Origin of the sequence: Streptomyces sp. NPDC086023, assembly GCF_044540325.1 — a bacterium.
In the GTDB taxonomy this organism is placed as follows: domain Bacteria; phylum Actinomycetota; class Actinomycetes; order Streptomycetales; family Streptomycetaceae; genus Streptomyces.
The window spans coordinates 76,443-94,042 of record NZ_JBITRX010000003.1 but is presented as its reverse complement, the minus strand read 5'-3'; the positions used below and the strand labels follow the sequence as shown (position 1 = coordinate 94,042).

Sequence of the window (17,600 nt, the reverse complement as noted above, 5' to 3'; positions counted from 1 at the left end):
ACGGGGCCGCCGGTCAGGAGTCCGCCACGGCCTCCAGCGGGCGCAGGCCCGCGGCGCGGCGGGCCGGGACGGCCGCGGCGAGCGCGCCGATCACCAGGGAGGCCAGGCACACCATGAGCAGGGTTCCCCAGGGCAGGGACGGCGAGTAGTGCTCCAGCGCGCCGCTCGCCAGGGGCGCGACCGCCCAGGCGCAGACCAGACCGCCCGTCAGACCGAGGAGCGTGCCGTACGCGGCGACCGTGACCGCCTCCAGCCTGATCATGCGGCGGACGCCGGCCCGGTCCATGCCGAGGGCACGCAGGGCACCGATCTCGCGGGTGCGTTCCGCGACCGAGACGGCCAGGGTGTTGACGATGCCGAGCGCGGAGATCACCAGGCCGATGCCGAGCATCCCGTACATGACGTCCAGCAGGTCGCCCATGCTGCCGGCGGCCTCGTCGACAAGGGCCCGGCGGTCCTGGACCTTCAGGAGCGGGCTGTCGCCGACCGCGGCGCGCAGCCGGTCCTCGGTCGTCGCCGAGACCGCACCGGCGTCGGTGCGTACCAGGAGCCGCTGGACGGAGCCGGGCCTGAAGGCCTGGCGCGCGACCTCGGAGCGGGCGCCGAGCGCGTCCTGGGCGACCGGGTTGTCCTGGTAGACGCCGACGACCGTGTACGTCCTGGCCTCCTGGCGGAAGCCGATGCTCGCGGTGAGGGTGCCGCCGGTGGCCAGGCCGTTGGCGCGGGCCAGGCTCTCGGAGACCGCGATGCGGCCGGGTCCGAGGCCGTCGGCCGAGCCGCTGCGGAAGCGGAGCTTCATGACCTGGCCGACGGTGCCGGGGTCGACGCCGGAGATCTGCCGGACGAGGCCGCCGACGACGAGGTTCGAGTCGCTGACCGGGCTCGCGGTGCGTACACCGGGTACGCCGGCCACCCGCCCGACGGCCGCCGGGTCCACGCCGGTGGTGGGGGTGCGGGAGGCGATCACGTAGTCGGCGGCGAGGCCGGCTGCGGCCTGGCGGTCGAGGGCCTGGCCGGCCGAGTGTCCGATGACCGCGAGCCCGGCGACGAGGGCGGTGCTGGTCAGGAGGGTGGCGGCGGTGGCCGCGGTGCGGCGCGGGTCGCGCAGCGCGTTCTCCCGGGCGAGCCGGCCGGTGATCCCGAAGCGGCCGGTCAGGCGCCCGGTGAGGCGGATCACGGGGGCCGCGAGGGTCGGCGCGAGGACGATCAGGCCGGCCGTGAAGAGGCCGCAGCCGAGCATCGCGGCGTTCAGGTTGTCGGCGGAGGCGTCCTCGGCTCCGGAGAGGGAGACCAGCCGGGCGCCGCCGAGCACGAGGAGGGCGAGGCCGGTCGCGGCCCGGACCCGGGAGCGGGCGGCGGACGGCGGCTGTCCGACGGTGCGCAGCGCCTCGACGGGCGCGATCCGTGCCGCGCGGCGGGACGGCAGCCAGGCGGCGAGGAGCGTGACGCCGACGCCCACGCCGAGCGCTGCGGCGACGGCGTCGGGGCCGATGACCAGCGGGCCCTCGGGCAGGGTGTTGCCGGCCGTGCTCAGAACGGTCGGCAGGGCCGCGGCGATGCCGAGGCCGAGCACGAATCCGGCGGCCGAGGCGACGAGTCCGACCAGGAGCGCTTCGAGCAGGACGGTTCGGGCGACCTGGCGGCGGGACGCTCCGACGGCCCGCAGCAGCGCGATGTCGCGGGTGCGCCGGGCCACGGCCATGGTGAAGGTGTTGACGATCAGGAACGAGGCGATGAAGAGCGAGACGCCGGCGAAGACCAGCGGGACCTTCTCGTAGCCGCGGGTGAGGGTGTCCACGAGGACGGCCTGCTGCCGGGCCTGCGCGGTGCCGGTGGTGGCCTCGGCGCGGCCGGCCGGAAGCGCTTCGGAGACCCGGCGGGCGAGTTCGTACTGGTCGGTGCCGGGCGCGGCGGTCAGGTCGATGGCGGTGTAGCGGCCCGGGGCGGCGAACAGTGTCTGGGCGGTGGCCTTGTCGAACAGGGCGAGGGTGCCGCCGGCCGTGACCCGCGGTTCGGTGGTGGTGACGATGCCGACGAGCCGCTTGTGCAGGACCGGCCCGTCGACGGCGAGCGTGACGGTGTCCCCGACGGTGAGCCCGCCGGCGGCCGCGGTGGCGCGGTCCAGGGCCAGTTCGCCGGCGTTCCGCGGGGCGCGGCCCTCGACGAGGGGGTAGCGGTCGTCGGTGCCGTCCTTGCCCGGTACGTAGCCGGCTGCCAGGTTGGCGCCGGTGCGGATCCGCAGCGGGGCGCGGTCGGCACCGTTCAGGACCGCGGCGCCGTCGGCGGAGGGCCGTACCGCGGCGACGCCGGGCACGGCGGCGAGCTTCCGGGCAAGCGCGTCGTCCAGGGCGCTGCCCCCCGGATCGGCGCCGGGCTCGGGGTCCTTCGAGGTGACGGTCACGGCGATGCCGGCGAAGTTCCGGGACTCGGCGGCGCGGTGGGCCTCGGCGGTGGTGTCGGCGAACACGAGGGTGCCGCTGACCAGGGCGACGCCGAGGCACACCGCGAGGACGGTCATGAGCTGGCGCGCCTTGTGCGCGAGCAGGTTGCGCAGGGCTGTCTTCAGCATGGGTGCTTTCCTGGGATTCAGCCGCGCGTGCGGGGGTCGATGTTCTTCATCAGGTCCAGCACCCGGTCGGGGGTGGGGTGGGACATCTCGTCGACGAGGCGGCCGTCGGAGAGGAACACCACGCGGTCGGCGTACCCGGCGGCGACGGGGTCGTGGGTGACCATGACGACGGTCTGGCCGAGTTCGCGCACGGAGTCGCGGAGAAAGCCCAGCACCTCCGCACCGGAGCGCGAGTCGAGGTTGCCGGTGGGCTCGTCGCCGAAGACGATCGCGGGCTGCGACGCCAGGGCGCGGGCCACGGCGACGCGCTGCTGCTGGCCGCCGGAGAGCTGGGCCGGCCGGTGGTCCAGGCGCTGGGACAGGCCGACCATGGCGACGACCCGGTCCAGCCACCGCCGGTCGGGCGTGCGGCCGGCGAGGTCCATGGGGAGCGTGATGTTCTCCAGGGCGGTCAGGGTGGGCATGAGGTTGAACGCCTGGAAGACGAAGCCGATCCGGTCGCGGCGCAGCCGGGTGAGCCGGCGGTCGTCGAGGGTGGCGAGTTCGGTGGTGCCGATGCGGACGGAGCCGGAGGTGGCCGGGTCGAGGCCGGCGACGCAGTGCATCAGGGTGGACTTGCCGCAGCCCGAGGGACCCATGATCGCGGTGAACTCGCCCTCCTTGAAGGAGATGCTGACGCGGTCCAGGGCGACGACGCGGGTGTCCCCGGTGCCGTAGACCTTCGACAGGTCGGTGGTGGCGGCGGCGATCCCGGGTGTCGGGTGCGGCGGGTGCGGGGCGAAGGCGCCGACGGTCACGGGGACTCCTCTTCGGGTGTGCGGTGGGTGCACGTCGAAGGGTGTCGGGGGGACGTATCCGGGCCTGGGCAGCCGTGTATCGCCGGGTGCTCGGCTGTGCAGCGGTTGTGCGGCTGGTCAGGGCCGGGGGTGAAGCCGGCCGGGGAGGAAGCCGACCAAGGGTGAGCCCATTCGGGGCCACGCACCTCGTTGCCGCCGCCTCGTGGTGTGTGGGGGAGCCTCTTGACCCGCCATGGCAGGCTGGTCCGGAGGCAGGCCCGGGCCTGGGGTGGCCGAAGGCCAGGGCGAAGCCCCAAAGCCCCAGGGGTGGGCCTGCCGCTGGGGGTACCTCCCAGCGGTAGCTGGGGGAGGCCTGCAGGCCATGGCGGGTCAAGAGGCGAGGGGACCCGCACACCACGAGGCGGCCCCCGGACACCCAGGCAGCACCACAAGGCGGCCCCCGGCCGACCGTCAGGCCGGCAGCGTCAAGGTGGCCACCGCCCCGCCGCCCCGGCGTTGTGTCCAGCCCGACACCCAGGCACCACAAGGCGGCCCCCGGCCGACCGTCAGGCCGGCAGCGTCAAGGTGGCCACGGCGCCGCCGTCCCCGGCATTCTCCAGGCGCAGTTCGGCCCCGAGCACCGCGGCCTGGCCCAGGGCGATGGTGAGGCCCAGGCCGTGCCCGGTGCCCCGCTCCTCGGCGCCGGTGTGGAAGCGGCGCGGGCCGTCGCGCAGCAGCTGCTCGGGGTAGCCGGGGCCGTGGTCGCGCACGACGACGGTGCGGCCCCCGACGGTGACCCGCACCGGGGTGCCGCCGTGCCGGTGGGCGTTGACGACGAGGTTGCCCACGATCCGCTCCAGGCGGCGCGGGTCGGTCTCGACGATCTCACCGTCCACCCCGCCAGGTCCCGTCACCGTGACCTCGGTGGGAAGTCCGGTCCGGGCCACGGCCTCGGCGACCACGGCGCCGAGCGGCACCCGGGCGCGTACGGGCCGCTCGGCGCCGGCGTCCAGGCGGGAGATCTCCAGCAGGTCCTCGACCAGGCCGCGCAGGTCCCGTACCCGGGCCCGCAGGAGGTCCTCGGTCTCGCCCGGCGGCAGCAGGTCGGCGGCGGCGAGCAGGCCGCCGACGGGGGTGCGCAGTTCGTGGGCGACGTCGGCGGTGAAGCGGCGCTCGGTGCGCAGCCGCCGGCTGAGGCTGTCGGCCATGAGGTCGACGGTGGCGGCGATCTCGGCCACCTCGTCGCCGCCCTTGACGGGTCCGGTCCTGGCGTCGAGGTCGCCGGCGGAGATCCGGCCCGCCGTCTCGGAGACCGCCCGCAGCCGGCGGGCGAGCAGGCCGGCCCCGTACGCCGAGAGGGGGACGGCGGCGGCGAGTGCGACCAGCGAGGCGACCGCCACGGTGAGGTCGAGGCGGCGCAGGTTGTGGAGTTCCGGGTTGATGTTGACCTGGACGGCGAGCACCGGGCTGCCCGGGCCGCCGGTCCGCTGCGCGGCCCAGACGGTCGGCCCGCTGTTCCCGTCGACGGTCTCGTCGACGGCGGTGTGCCGCTCCGCGTCGGCGGGCCGGCGCAGGGCGGCGGGGAGGTCGTCCGGGTCGAGTTCGGCGCCGCCGGAGAGGGTTCCGGTGCGCCGGTAGACGTCCATGGCCGAGTACACGCCGTTGAAGGCCTCCCGCTCCGCACGCTCCCGGATGTCCTGGGCGGTCCACAGGTGCACCAGGACACCGACGGCCGCCGCGACGAGGCAGGCCGTGGCCGTTGCGAGTGCGGCGATCTTCCAGCGGAGGGAGGCGCGGCGGCGCCGCGGCCCGTACGCGCCCACGGCGGTCAGCGCCTGAGCTTGTAGCCGAAGCCGCGGACCGTCTCGATGCGGTCCCGGCCGAGTTTCCTGCGCAGCCGCTGTACGCACAGGTCCACCACCCGGCTGTCGCCGTCCCAGCCGTACTCCCAGACGTTGCGCAGCAGGGTGTGGCGCTCCAGGACGACGCCGGGGTGGGCGGCGAACTCCAGCAGCAGCTTCAGCTCGGTCGGGGTGAGCGCGACGGGCTGCCCGGCGACGGACACCTCCATGCCGGCGGTGTCGACGGTGAGGTCCCCGAACTCCAGCAGGTCGCCCCCGGGCGGAGCCGCGTCACCCGGGGCCCGTCCGGGTGCGGGGGCGGGGGCGTAGGTGGCGCGCCTGAGGAGCGAGCGGATGCGGGCCACGAGGACGTAGGTGTCCACGGGTTTGACCACGTAGTCGTCGGCGCCGGACTCCAGGCCGGCGACCACGTCGAGGCCGTCGCCGCGGGCGGACATCATCAGCACCGGGACCAGGCTGGTCTCGCGGACCCGGCGGCACAGGCCGATGCCGTCCAGGCCGGGCAGCATCACGTCCAGGATCAGCAGGTCGAAGGGGTGCTCGCGGAAGAGTTCCAGCCCGGTGAGCCCGTCGGCGGCGGCCTGTACCTCGTACCCGTAGCGCTCCAGCGCGACGGCGAAGGACCGGCGCATCAGGTCGTCGTCCTCGACCAGCAGCACGCGTACGGGAGGGGCCGGGGCCGGGGTGGGTGAGGACATGGAAGGAACGATAGGGCAGGTCCCGGACGTGCTCCGCCCGTCGTGGGGCGGGGCGGTACGGGCTGATGGGCGACCGAGCGCCCGCTGATACACGACGGATACGAAGGCCCGGGCGCCGGAGGCCGCGGGGGGCCGCCGGGGGTCCGCCCCGGAAGTGCACCCGCCGGGCGGCGCGCCACCTCGGCGCGCGTGACCGCGTGACGGTGCCTACGCTTGACGGGTCACCGCCGGGCACGGGAGGGGGCACCCCGCGAAGCGGGCGGCGGTCCGACTTCCCACGGCAACGGATCCGGAAGGCAGCTCCGTCATGGCCACTGCACCTGAGTTCGACACACCCGTCCTCGACACGATCGCCGCGATGACGATCGACTCGATCGAGCACTGCCACATGGACCAGCACACGCTGATCCTCAGCCGCATCGCCGCGCTCGTGGCCATGGACGCACCGGCCATCTCGTACCTGGCGCACATCGACCCCGCGGCGAAGGCCGGGTTCACCGTCGAGCAGCTCCAGGACCTGCTCGTCGCGATCGCACCCGTCGTGGGCACCGCACGCGTGATGTCCGCGGCCGGCCACATCGCCCAGGCCTTCGGCGTCGCCCTCGCACTCGCGGAGAGCGACGCCGAGGCCATCGCCCAGGCGGAGGCCGCACGCCGCACGACCTGAGGGCGCGACCGGGCGCCTTGCGCCAGCCCAGCCCAGGGCAGACCAGCCCAGCCAGCCAGCCCAGGGCAGACCAGGCCGGCCAGCCAGCCCAGACCGAATCAGATCCGACCGGAACGAACCGAACGGATCACGTCACGTCAGGTCGAACTCGCCTTCCTGAGCGCCCCGTACGAAGGCACGCCATTCGTCCGGGGCGAAGATCAGCGACGGGCTCTCGGGCCGCTCGCTGTTGCGGAGGGCGATGAAGCCCTCGACGAACGCGATCTGGACGTCGCCGGCGCCCTGACTGCCGGACTGCCAGCGCGCGTTGCTCAGGTCCAGCTCCGGCTTGCCCCACCCGGTCAGCGGCTGCGTGGTCATGCTGGCTCCCTCCGGTCGCGTCGTCCCGGGGGTCAGGGTAGCGAGCGGGTCCGGCGGCGGACAGGCCGCCGCCGGACACCTCACGCGCACCGGCCGGTCTCAGCTCGTGGGCTGCTCCGAACCCACCAGCCACATCGAGAAGAACTGAGCGCCGCCGCCGTACGCGTGGCCCATCGCCCGTCGCGCCCCGTCCACCTGGTGTTCGCCGGCCCGGCCGCGGACCTGGAGGGCGGCCTCGGCGAAGCGGATCATGCCGGAGGCGCCGATCGGGTTGGTGGAGAGCACGCCGCCGGACGGGTTGACCGGCAGGTCGCCGTCGAGTTCGGTGACCCCGGACTCGGTGAGCTTCCAGCCTTCGCCCTCCTCGGCGAAGCCGAGGTTCTCCAGCCACATCGGTTCGTACCAGGAGAACGGCACGTACATCTCGACCGCGTCGATCTGGCGGCGCGGGTCGGTGACGCCGGCCTGCCGGTAGACGTCCGCGGCACAGTCCTTGCCGGCCTGCGGGGAGACGAAGTCCTTGCCTGCGAAGAGGGTGGGCTCGCTGCGCATGGCGCCGCCGTGCATCCAGGCCGGCGGGTGCGGGGCGCGGGCGGCGCCCTCGCGGTCGGTGAGGACCATGGCGCAGGCGCCGTCGGAGGAGGGGCAGGTCTCCGAGTAGCGGATGGGGTCCCACAGCATCGGGGAGGCCTGCACCTTCTCCAGGGTGATGTCGTGCTCGTGGAGGTGGGCGTAGGGGTTCTTGAGGGCGTTGCGGCGGTCCTTGTACGCGACGAGGGAACCGACGGTGTCGGGGGCTCCGGTGCGGCGCATGTAGGCGCGGACGTGCGGGGCGAAGAAGCCGCCGGCGCCGGCGAGGAGGGGCTGCTGGAAGGGCACCGGCAGGGACAGGCCCCACATGGCGTTGGATTCGGACTGCTTCTCGAAGGCGAGGGTGAGGACGGTACGGTGCACGCGCGCGGCCACCAGGTTGGCGGCGACCAGGGCGGTGGAGCCGCCGACGGAGCCGGCGGTGTGGACGCGGAGCATGGGCTTGCCGACCGCGCCGAGGGCGTCGGCGAGGTACAGCTCCGGCATCATCACGCCCTCGAAGAAGTCGGGAGCCTTGCCGATGACGACGGCGTCGATGTCGGCCCAGGTCAGCTCGGCGTCGTCGAGGGCGCGCCGGGCGGCCTCGCGGACCAGGCCGGCGATGGAGACGTCGCGCCGGGCGGCGACGTGCTTGGTCTGGCCGATCCCGACGACGGCCACTGGTTCTTTACTCACCGGGGTCTCCTTCGAGGACCGCGACCAGGTTCTGCTGGAGGCAGGGGCCGGAGGTGGCGTGGGCGAGGGCGCGATGGGACTCGCCGCGCTGGATGCGTGCGGCCGCCTCGCCGATCCGGATCAGGCCGGCGGCCATCATCGGGTTGGCGGCGAGGGCGCCGCCGGAGGGGTTGACGGTGACCGAGTCGTCCAGCCGGAGTGCCTTGCGCAGGACGACCTCCTGCGAGGTGAAGGGCGCGTGGAGTTCGGCGGTGTCGACGGGGCGGTCGAAGGCGCCGGCGCGTTCGGCGGCGAGGCGGGTGGACGGGGAGTCGGTGAGGTCGCGCACGCCGAGGGAGTGGGCCTCGATGCGGTGGTCGATGCCGCGGATCCAGGCGGGGCGGGCGCACAGCCGGCGGGCCGTGTCGCCGGCGGCGAGGACGACCGCGGCGGCGCCGTCGCCGATGGGCGGGCAGTCGGCGGTGCGCAGCGGGCCGGCCTGCCGGTCGCCGGCGGGGCGGGGGCCGCGGAGCTGGGCGTGTGGGTTGGCCTCGGCGGCGGTGCGGCTGCGGGTGGCGATGGCGGCGAGGGCCGGCTCGTCGGTGTCGCCCGCGTCGATGAGGGCCTGGGCCTGGAGGGCGGCGAGGGCCACCGAGTCGGGCCAGAGCGGAGCCACGTAGTAGGGGTCGAGCTGGCGGGTGAGGACGTCGCGGACGGAGCCGGGCGAGGACTTGCCGTAGGAGTAGACGAGGGCGGTGTCGGCCTCGCCGGTGAGGAGTTTGACCCAGGCTTCGTAGAGGGCCCAGGCGCCGTCGGTCTCGACGTGGGACTCGGAGATGGGCGGCCAGGCCCCGACGCCGTCGAGGGTCATGGTGAAGGAGAAGGCGCGGCCGGCGAGGTAGTCGCTGGATCCGGAGCAGGTGAAGCCGATCTCGCCGGCGGTGAGGCCGGTCTGGGCGAGCACGTCGTGGAGGACGGGCATCACCATCTCGACCTCGCTGAGGTCGTCGGTGCGGCGCCGGTGGTCGCTCTGGGCGAAGGCCACTATTGCAATGTCACGTGTGGCGTTGGGCATCACAACAGCTCCTTGTAGGCGTCGTAGTCGGCGTCCGGTTCGCCGGTGGGGCGGTAGTGGTCGGGGTAGCGGCCGCCGTCGGTCCACACCGGTTCCACCCGCAGGCCCATGCGGACCTGGTCGTACGGGATCCCGCCGATCCGGCCGTGCAGGGCGAGGCCGGCGCCGTCGAGGGCGATGTGCGCGTAGACGTACGGCACTTCGATGTCCAGGTTCTTGGCCTTGATGTTGACGATGCAGAAGGTGGTGACGGTGCCGCGGGGGCCGACCTCGACGCGGTCGGTGGTGGCGACCCCGCAGGTGGGGCAGGCGCCGCGGGGCGGCACGTACACCTTGGTGCAGGAGGGGCAGCGCTCGCCGACGGTGCGGCGCTCGGAAAGCGCGGCGAGGTAGGCGGTCTGGGCGCGGCCGGGGCTGTAGGTGTAGTCGAGGCGGGCCTCGGCGACGATGCCGGTGACGGGGTCGTCGAAGTCGCCGCTGTGGGGTGTGGCTGCCGCGGTGGTGCCGGCGGCCGTGCCCGGTTCGGCGCCCGTTTCCGCATCCGCCGCCACGCCCTCGTACGGCTCGAAGCAGGCGATGTCGGTGATGGCGCCGGTGCGTTCGGCTGCCCAGCGGACACGCACCCGCATGCCGGTGGCGACGGCGTCGGGTCCGGGCGCGTCGAGGGCGTGCAGCAGGGCGGTGTCCGCGCCGTCCAGGCGGACCAGCACCCAGGCGAAGGGGGTGGTGAGGGGCTGGTTGGGCCGGGGCGCGGGGTTCCAGGCCCAGGTGGTGACGGTGCCGGTGGTGCCGACCTCGACCAGCTCGCACAGTTCGGCGGCGGTGGCGGGGTCGTACTCCACGGGCGGTACGAGCACGGTGCCGTCGGAGGCCTTCACGCCGAGCACGGTCCGCTCGCGCAGACCGGTGAGGAAGGCGCTCTGGACGGGCCCGAGGGAGCGGGTGAAGGGGAATTCGACGACGAGCGGTGCGCTGAGTATCTCGGTCACGGTGGCGGGGCTCCTTCTGGGGGCGGCCTGATCCGGAAGCACGGCCTAGGGGGTGTTGCGACAGTCCTGTGTGGTGCCCGCGGTGTCCGGTGCGTGCTCTCGGCATGCCGGACGAAGGCCCTCGTACTGGGCGTACTCGGGGCTTTGGCCGGTGCGGCGAGAGTGCGTGCCGGGCGCCGTGGGCGCCGTGCGGGACTTTCGCAACACCCCCCTAGCTAGGCGCGGCGGTAGACCGGGGGGCGCTTCTCGGCGAAGGCGCGGGCGCCCTCCTTGGCGTCGGCGGTGTCGAAGACGGGCCAGCCGCGGGTGAGTTCGCCGGCCAGGCCCTCGGTCTCGGTCAGCTCGGCGGCCTCGTACACGGAGGCCTTGACGGCCTCGACGGCGAGCGGGCCGCACGCGTTGATCTGCTCGGCGATCTCCAGGGCCTTGTCCAGGGCGGTGCCGTCGGGGACGACGTGTCCGACCAGTCCGACGGCGGCGGCCTCGGCGGCACTGTAGGGACGGCCGGTGAGGAGCATCTCCAGGGCGTGGGTGCGGGGGATCTGCCGCGGGAGGCGGACGGTGGAGCCGCCGATGGGGAAGAGGCCTCGCCTGACCTCGAAGAGTCCGAAGGTGGCGGATTCGGCGGCGACGCGGATGTCGGTGCCCTGGAGGATCTCGGTGCCGCCGGCCACGCAGTAGCCCTCGACGGCCGCGATGACCGGTTTGCGGGGCCGGTGGTGGCGGAGCATCGCCTTCCAGTGCAGGTCCGGGTCGGCCTTGAGGCGGTCGCGGTAGTGGTCTCCCGCCATGCCCTTGCCCGCGAGGGCCTTGAGGTCCATGCCGGCGCAGAAGTCACCGCCCGCGCCGGTGAGGACGACCGAGCGGACCTCGTCGTCCGCGTCGGCCGCCAGCCAGCCGTCGTAGAGCCCGACCAGCAGCGGCAGCGAGAGCGCGTTCTTCGCCTCCGGCCGGTTCATCGTGAGCACCAGCGTGGCGCCGTGCCGCTCCACGGTGAGGTGTTCCGTCCCACCCATTGCCGTCCTCCCGTCTCAAGACCTAGAACAGGTTGCAGGAGGGCAGGGTCGGGGGCAAGAGTTTTCTGACAGGCAGTCAGATTTCTTGTCCGGCGCCCTTCCCACTTGGGGTGACCGGCGCTCTAATGTCCGCCGAGCAGCCCACAGCCAGCACCGCCCACGCCATTTCCGGGGTCAGGAGGAACGGTGGAGTACAACCTTGCCGACCTGTTCGAGTCGGTCGTCGACGTGGTCCCGGACCGCGAGGCGCTCGTGTACGTCGACCACCCCGGCACCGGTGCCGAGCGCCGCCTCACCTACCGCGAGCTGGACACGGCGGCCAACCGCCTCGCCCACCACCTGATCGACAGCGGCCTGCGGCCGGGCGAGCACCTGGGCCTGCACCTCTACAACGGCGTCGAGTACCTCCAGACCGTGCTGGCCTGCCTCAAGGCCCGTCTGGTGCCGGTGAACGTCAACTACCGCTACGTGGAGGAGGAGCTGGTCTACCTCTACAAGGACGCCGACCTGGCCGCGCTCGTCTTCGACGGGGAGTTCACCGAGCGGGTGGCGGCCGCGCTGCCGCAGACCGCGAAGCTCCGGCACCTGATCCGCGTGGGCGAGGCCCCCGAGGGTGCCCCGGAGCCCGCCGTCGCGCCCGTGGCGTTCCCGGACGCGGAGGCGGCCGGCGCGCCCGGCCGCGGCTTCCCGCCCCGCTCCCCCGACGACCTGTTCATCATCTACACCGGCGGGACCACCGGCATGCCCAAGGGCGTGATGTGGCGCCAGGAGGACCTGTTCTTCGCGGGCCTGTTCGGCGGTGAGCCCTCGGGCGAGCCGGTCAAGCGGCCGGAGGAACTGGCCGAGCGGGTCGCCGCCAAGGGCGCCGGGCTCACCTTCTTCCCGGCTCCCCCGCTGATGCACGGCACGTCCACCCTCACCTCCTTCGTGGCGTTCAACTACGGGCAGCGGATCGTCATCCACCGCAAGTACGCGCCCGAGGAGGTGCTCCGCACCATCGAGAAGGAGAAGGTGTCCAGCGTCTCCCTGGTGGGCGACGCGATGCTGCGCCCCCTGATCGACGCCCTGAACGGCCCGCTCAAGGGCACCGACCTGTCCTCGCTGTTCAGCGTCTCCTCGTCCGGCGCGATCATGTCGGACTCGGTGCGGGCCGAGTTCCAGCGGCTCGTCCCGAACGTGCTGCTGCTCAACAACTTCGGCTCCTCCGAGTCCGGTTCCAACGGCCGCGCGACGGACGACTCCAGCCCGGAGAAGGGCTTCCGGCTGGAGGTCAACGAACGGACCATGGTGGTCGACCCGGTCAGCCACGAGCCGGTGGCGGTGGGCGAGGTCGGCCGGCTGGCGCAGCGCGGCCACGTACCGCTCGGGTACTACAACGACCCGGCCAAGACCGCCGAGACCTTCTTCCGGCGCGGCGAGGAGCGGTGGGTGCTGCTGGGCGACATGGCCACGGTCGACGAGGACGGGATCGTCACCGTCCTGGGGCGCGGCTCGCAGTGCATCAACACCGGGGGCGAGAAGGTGTACCCCGAGGAGGTCGAGCAGGCCCTGAAGTCCCACCCGGACGTGTACGACGCGCTGGTCGCCGGGGTGCCCGACCCGAAGTGGGGCAGCCACGTGGCCGCGGTGGTGCAGGTCCGGGCGGGCGCCCCGGTGCCCTCCCTCGACGAGATCCAGGCCCACTGCCGCACCCGGCTGGCCGGCTACAAGATCCCCCGCCAGCTGGTGGTGACCGAGACCGTCCAGCGATCCCCCAGCGGCAAGGCCGACTACCGCTGGGCGCGGGAGGTGGCGACCGCGGCGGACGCCGCGGAGTGACTCCGGGCTCCTGAATCCCGAAGCCCGACTCCCGTGAGCGCGAGGGGCCCCCGGCAGGTGCCGGGGGCCGTCGTCGTCACGGGTCCGCCGGGGTGCGGGGCGGCCCGCAGGGCGCCCGTGTCCGCTCCCGCGGCGCCGGGTCAGCCCGCGAGGAAGTCCTCGATCCGGGTGGCGAACCACTCCGGGTCGTCCAGCCACGGGAAGTGCCCCGCACCCGGCTGCACCACGCAGCGCCCCGCGGGGAACAGCCCGGCCAGCTCCCGGGCCACCGCGGGGCGCGGGGCTCCGTCGCGCTCCCCCGCCAGCACCAGCACCTGCGCGCCCGTCCGCCCGAGGGCGGCACGGACGGCGGCCGGGTCGTATGCGGCGCCGTCGCGGTAGGCCTCCGCGGCCTCCTCGTTGAACTGCTGCTCCTCGCGCTCCGCGTGGGCCCGCGCGGCCGCGTCCCAGCGCCCGTAGAAGAACGGCACCACCAGGTCCGACCACTCCCCGTCGGCCCAGAGGCGCTCGAAGGCGGGGTACGCCTCCTCGAACCACGGCTCCCCCTGGCGCTCCCGCGCCGCCTCCAGCCGCTGCTCCGGCGTGGCGCCGAGGCCCGCGGTCCACGCGTTGGGGGTGACGAGGACCAGGCGGCGGATCCGCTCCGGATGCGCGGCGGCGTACAGCAGTGCCAGGTTGCCGGCCGCCGAGTGCGCCAGCAGGTCCATCCGCTCCAGGCCGAGGTGGACGCGGAGCGCCTCCACGTCGGCCACCTGACGGTCCACCCGGTACGTGCCCCGGTCGGCCGGCACGGCGGAGCCGCCGGTGCCGCGGGCGTCCGGCAGGACCAGCCGCCGGTGTGCGGTGAGCCCGCCCAGGTCCCCGAGGTACTCGGCGGCCCGCATCGGGCCGCCCGGCAGGCAGACCAGCGGCCGGCCGGGGTCGCCCGCACCCGCCGCGCGGTATGCGAGCCGGGTCCCGTCGTAGGAGGCGTAGGAGCCGTGGGAGGCCTGGGGGTTGTGGGAGGTGGAGACGATCACGCCGGTCATCCTGTCCGGGACGGTGCGCGGGCCGCAACAAGCTTTCCGGTGGCCCCGGCCACCCTCACGTCGGCCCCCGTCGTCCGGTCGCCGCGCCCTGCCAGGGGCGCCGACTTCAAGTACCGCCCGCCCGCCCCTTGCCAGGGGGTGCGGGCGGCTGGATTACTGGGCGTCCACGACCCGTACCGAATGATCGGTCGTCCGTTTTCGATGGGAGACGTCGTCCATGACGGATCTGCTGGACCCGGCGGAGCGGCTCGGCCGCGAGGAGCTGGAGGCCCTCCAGCTCACGCGGCTGCGGGAGACGTTGCGCCACGCGTACGCCCACGTGCCGCACTACCGCGAGTCCTTCGACAAGGCCGGGGTGCGCCCCGAGGACCTGGGCGGCCTCGCGGACCTGGCGCGTTTCCCCTTCACCACCAAGGCCGACCTGCGCGCGAACTACCCGTTCGGGATGTTCGCCGTTCCCGAGTCGGAGGTGCGCCGGATCCACGCGTCCAGCGGCACGACCGGGCAGCCGACCGTCGTCGGGTACACCGAGCGCGACCTCGACACGTGGGCCGACGTGGTGGCCCGCTCGATCCGGGCGGCGGGCGGCCGCCCGGGGCACAAGGTGCACGTGGCGTACGGGTACGGGCTCTTCACCGGCGGCCTCGGCGCCCACTACGGCGCCGAGCGGCTGGGCTGCACCGTGATCCCCGCCTCGGGCGGCATGACGGAACGCCAGGTCCGGCTGATCCTGGACTTCCGGCCCGAGATCATCATGGTCACCCCCTCCTACATGCTGACCCTGCTCGACGAGATGGAGCGCCAGGGCGTCGACCCGCGCGCCACCTCCCTGCGGATCGGCATCTTCGGGGCCGAGCCGTGGACCGAGGAGATGCGCCGGGAGATCGAGGACCGCCTCGCCATCGACGCCGTGGACATCTACGGGCTGTCCGAGGTCATCGGCCCCGGCGTGGCGCAGGAGTGCGTCGAGTCCAAGGACGGGCTGCACGTCTGGGAGGACCACTTCCTGCCCGAGGTGGTCGATCCGGTCACCGGCGAGGTGCTGCCGGACGGAGAGCACGGTGAGCTGGTGTTCACCTCGCTGACCAAGGAGGCCATGCCGGTGGTCCGGTACCGCACCCGGGACCTGACGCGGCTGCTGCCGGGCACGGCGCGGCCGGCGTTCCGCCGGATGGAGAAGATCACCGGGCGCAGCGACGACATGATCATCCTGCGCGGGGTGAACCTCTATCCGGCCCAGATCGAGGAGATCCTGCTCCGTACGCCGGGTGTCGCCCCGCACTTCCAGCTGCGGCTGACCCGGGAGGGCCGGATGGACGCGCTGACCGTGCGGGCGGAGGCGCGGCGCGATGCGACGGCGGCCGAGCGGGAGGCCGCCGCGGCCTCGGTGGTGCACGCGGTGAAGGAGGGCGTGGGCGTCTCGGTCGCGGTGGAGATCGTCGACCCGGAGACGCTGGAGCGGTCGGTCGGGAAGATCAAGCGGCTGGTGGACCTGCGCCCCAAGGGCTGAGCGCGGGCGCCCCGGGAGCGGGCGGCGACGGTCCGCGCGCGGCTTCCGCGCCCGGCGCGGCGGCGCGGCGCCTTCCGCCGGGATCCACCCGTACGGCTGTGCATTCGGCCAGGTATGGGGCGGTTTGGGGTAGTCAGGTGTCGTGACTTCGAAGACGTCGGGCGCCGCGGACCACCCGCACCGGCTCCGGCGCCTCCACGACAGGGTGGTGGCCTCCCCCGTCGGGCTGGCCTGGAGCCGGGGCCGCGAGATGGAGCTGATGCACCGGGCCATGGGGTTCGCGGCGCTCGGGTTCCTCACGCTCATCCCGCTGCTGATCGTCGTGGCGGCCGCCGCGCCCGACAGCTTCCAGGGGTTCGGGCGCTGGCTCGCCCAGGCCCTGGGCGTCTCGGAGGGGTCGCGCCGGCAGGTGGAAGTCCTCTTCGGGGCGGGCGGCCAGGCCCTGGAGCGGACCACCGCCTTCGGTCTGGCGGCGCTGACGGTCTTCGGCCTCACCTTCGGCTCGGCCGTCCAGACGGGCTACGAGAAGGTGTGGGACCTGCCGACCGCCCGCTGGCACACCATGTGGCGGCACGTGGTCTGGCTGGCGCTGCTGATCGCCTTCCTGGGGGTGCTGATCGCGGTGTCCTCGCCGACCCCGGGGCTCGCCGGCACGCTGCTGGCCGGGGCGGCCGACACGGTGAGCACCTGTCTGTTCTTCTGGGCCTCGCAGCGGCTGCTGCTCGGCGGGCGGGTGAAGTGGCGGGCCCTGCTGCCGGGTGCGGTGGCCACCACCCTCGGGATGCTGGGGCTGCGGGTCTTCTCGCAGCTGGTGTTCTCCCCCCTGATCGCGTCGAACGCCGTCACGTACGGGGCCTTCGGCACCCTGCTGGTGGTGCAGTCCTGGCTGGTCGGCGTCGGATTCGTGGTCTACGGGGGTGCGCTGGTGGGACGCCTGGTCCACGAGCACCGCACGCTGAACCGGCTCCGGGCCGCCGGGGTGCTCACCGACGGCGAGGGCCACCACGACCGTTGACAGTGCGCGCGGGCCGCTGCGATCTTGATCGTCCGGTCTTCGAACGAAGGTTGCGCGCCATGCCCTTTGGCCCTCTGATCGACACCGACTGGCTCTCCGCCCACCTGGGCGACCCGGACCTCGTCGTCCTCGACGCCTCGGTGGGCGCCCACCGGGGCGCCGGCCGCCGGGTGCCCGGCGCCCGCCCCTTCGACATCGACGGCGCCCTCTCCGACCACACGAGCCCGGTACCGCACTCGATGCCGGGCGCGGACGCCTTCACGGAGGAGCTGCGGGCGCTGGGGGTGGACGACGCCGGTTCCGTGGTGGTCTACGACGCGGCGGGCGTGTACTCCAGCGCCCGGGCCCGCTGGATGCTGCGGGCGATGGGCTTCGACCGGGCGGCGGTGCTGGACGGCGGGCTGCCCGCGTGGGAGGCGGCCGGGCTGCCGGTGGAGACCGGGGTGCCGGCGCCCGCACCGCGTCGGGGCGACTTCACGGCGCGGCCGCGGCCCGGGGTGCTGGTGGGCGCCGCGGAGGTACGGGCGGCACTCGCCGACCCGGGCTCGGCCGTCTTCGACGCGCGTACCCGGGAGCGGTTCGCCGGTACGGCGCCGGAGCCGCGCCCCGGGCTGCGCGGCGGGCACATGCCGGGGGCGCTGAACCTGCCGTTCGGCGAGGTGCAGGAGGCGGGCCGGATGCTGCCGGCGGCGCGGCTGCGCGAGGCGTTCGCGGAGCTGGCCGGGGAGCGGGAGAAGCTCTACTTCAGCTGCGGGTCGGGGGTGACGGCCTGCGTGCTGGCGCTGGGCGCGGAGCTCGCGGGGTACGAGGAGCTGGCGGTGTACGACGGCTCGTGGAGCGAGTGGGGGCTGCCCTCGGACCTGCCGGTGGCGACGGGCGCGTAGGCGGCGCCCTCCGGTCGGCCGCGGCCGGTTCGCGGCGGGGCGTCCCGGAATCTCCGTACCGAACGGGATGTTGACACGTGCTCATCAA

The 17,600-nt window shown here is 74.1% G+C and carries 15 protein-coding genes; 5 read left to right on the top strand and 10 right to left on the bottom strand.

All coding sequences use genetic code 11. The annotated features are described in order from the left end of the window. Positions 1-13: 13 nt before the first annotated feature. The 4 genes from ACIF6F_RS07055 to cseB all read right to left on the bottom strand — a co-directional run bounded on the left by ACIF6F_RS07055 (position 14) and on the right by cseB (position 5,905). Entirely contained in the window at positions 14-2,569 is a 2,556-nt protein-coding gene (locus ACIF6F_RS07055; protein WP_399942416.1) for an ABC transporter permease, read from the bottom strand. 17 nt (positions 2,570-2,586) lie between these two features. Beyond that, complete coding sequence (locus tag ACIF6F_RS07050; RefSeq protein ID WP_399943437.1) at positions 2,587-3,318, bottom strand: ABC transporter ATP-binding protein; 732 nt, start codon at positions 3,316-3,318, stop codon at positions 2,587-2,589. A gap of 593 nt (positions 3,319-3,911) precedes the next feature. Beyond that, positions 3,912-5,168, bottom strand: coding sequence for an ATP-binding protein (locus ACIF6F_RS07045; RefSeq protein ID WP_399942414.1), 1,257 nt, complete (start codon positions 5,166-5,168; stop codon positions 3,912-3,914). A gap of 5 nt (positions 5,169-5,173) precedes the next feature. Further along, positions 5,174-5,905 carry a two-component system response regulator CseB gene (gene cseB, locus ACIF6F_RS07040; protein ID WP_399942411.1) on the bottom strand — a complete coding sequence of 244 codons (732 nt, stop codon included), beginning with the start codon at positions 5,903-5,905 and terminating at the stop codon, positions 5,174-5,176. Positions 5,906-6,212: 307 nt separating this feature from the next. Here cseB and ACIF6F_RS07035 point away from each other — a divergent pair, with 307 nt between their 5' ends. Further along, entirely contained in the window at positions 6,213-6,572 is a 360-nt protein-coding gene (locus ACIF6F_RS07035; protein ID WP_399942410.1) for a carboxymuconolactone decarboxylase, read from the top strand. A gap of 132 nt (positions 6,573-6,704) precedes the next feature. Here ACIF6F_RS07035 and ACIF6F_RS07030 read toward each other — a convergent pair whose 3' ends face one another. From ACIF6F_RS07030 to ACIF6F_RS07010, 5 genes are all read right to left on the bottom strand, one after another. After that, the gene (locus ACIF6F_RS07030; RefSeq protein WP_399942407.1) at positions 6,705-6,932 is read right to left on the bottom strand and encodes a DUF397 domain-containing protein; all 228 of its coding nucleotides are present in this window, start codon (positions 6,930-6,932) and stop codon (positions 6,705-6,707) included. A 99-nt stretch (positions 6,933-7,031) separates the two neighbouring features. Continuing rightward, the gene (locus ACIF6F_RS07025; protein WP_399942405.1) at positions 7,032-8,198 is read right to left on the bottom strand and encodes a thiolase domain-containing protein; all 1,167 of its coding nucleotides are present in this window, start codon (positions 8,196-8,198) and stop codon (positions 7,032-7,034) included. Further along, on the bottom strand, positions 8,191-9,252 hold the full coding sequence (locus tag ACIF6F_RS07020) for a thiolase domain-containing protein (RefSeq protein WP_399942403.1): 1,062 nt from the start codon (positions 9,250-9,252) through the stop codon (positions 8,191-8,193). The genes ACIF6F_RS07025 and ACIF6F_RS07020 overlap by 8 nt, the downstream gene beginning before the upstream one ends. Next, entirely contained in the window at positions 9,252-10,241 is a 990-nt protein-coding gene (locus tag ACIF6F_RS07015; RefSeq protein WP_399942400.1) for an OB-fold domain-containing protein, read from the bottom strand. Before ACIF6F_RS07015 ends, ACIF6F_RS07020 begins: the two co-directional genes overlap by 1 nt. Positions 10,242-10,456: 215 nt before the next feature. Next, positions 10,457-11,257 (bottom strand): crotonase/enoyl-CoA hydratase family protein, encoded by an 801-nt coding sequence (locus tag ACIF6F_RS07010; RefSeq protein ID WP_399942399.1) that lies wholly within the window; start codon positions 11,255-11,257, stop codon positions 10,457-10,459. A 186-nt stretch (positions 11,258-11,443) separates the two neighbouring features. On the opposite strand from ACIF6F_RS07010, the gene ACIF6F_RS07005 reads away from it, so the two are divergent. Further along, on the top strand, positions 11,444-13,075 hold the full coding sequence (locus ACIF6F_RS07005) for an acyl-CoA synthetase (protein ID WP_399942397.1): 1,632 nt from the start codon (positions 11,444-11,446) through the stop codon (positions 13,073-13,075). A gap of 140 nt (positions 13,076-13,215) precedes the next feature. Here ACIF6F_RS07005 and ACIF6F_RS07000 read toward each other — a convergent pair whose 3' ends face one another. Then, complete coding sequence (locus tag ACIF6F_RS07000) at positions 13,216-14,094, bottom strand: alpha/beta fold hydrolase (RefSeq protein WP_399942394.1); 879 nt, start codon at positions 14,092-14,094, stop codon at positions 13,216-13,218. Between the two features lie 226 nt (positions 14,095-14,320). On the opposite strand from ACIF6F_RS07000, the gene paaK reads away from it, so the two are divergent. From paaK to ACIF6F_RS06985, 3 genes are all read left to right on the top strand, one after another. Beyond that, positions 14,321-15,613, top strand: a complete 1,293-nt coding sequence (paaK, locus tag ACIF6F_RS06995; protein WP_399942391.1) for a phenylacetate--CoA ligase PaaK — start codon at positions 14,321-14,323, stop codon at positions 15,611-15,613. 142 nt (positions 15,614-15,755) lie between these two features. Then, positions 15,756-16,628, top strand: a complete 873-nt coding sequence (locus ACIF6F_RS06990; protein WP_399942388.1) for a YhjD/YihY/BrkB family envelope integrity protein — start codon at positions 15,756-15,758, stop codon at positions 16,626-16,628. A gap of 59 nt (positions 16,629-16,687) precedes the next feature. Beyond that, positions 16,688-17,512 (top strand): sulfurtransferase, encoded by an 825-nt coding sequence (locus ACIF6F_RS06985; protein WP_399942385.1) that lies wholly within the window; start codon positions 16,688-16,690, stop codon positions 17,510-17,512. Positions 17,513-17,600 lie beyond the last annotated feature (88 nt).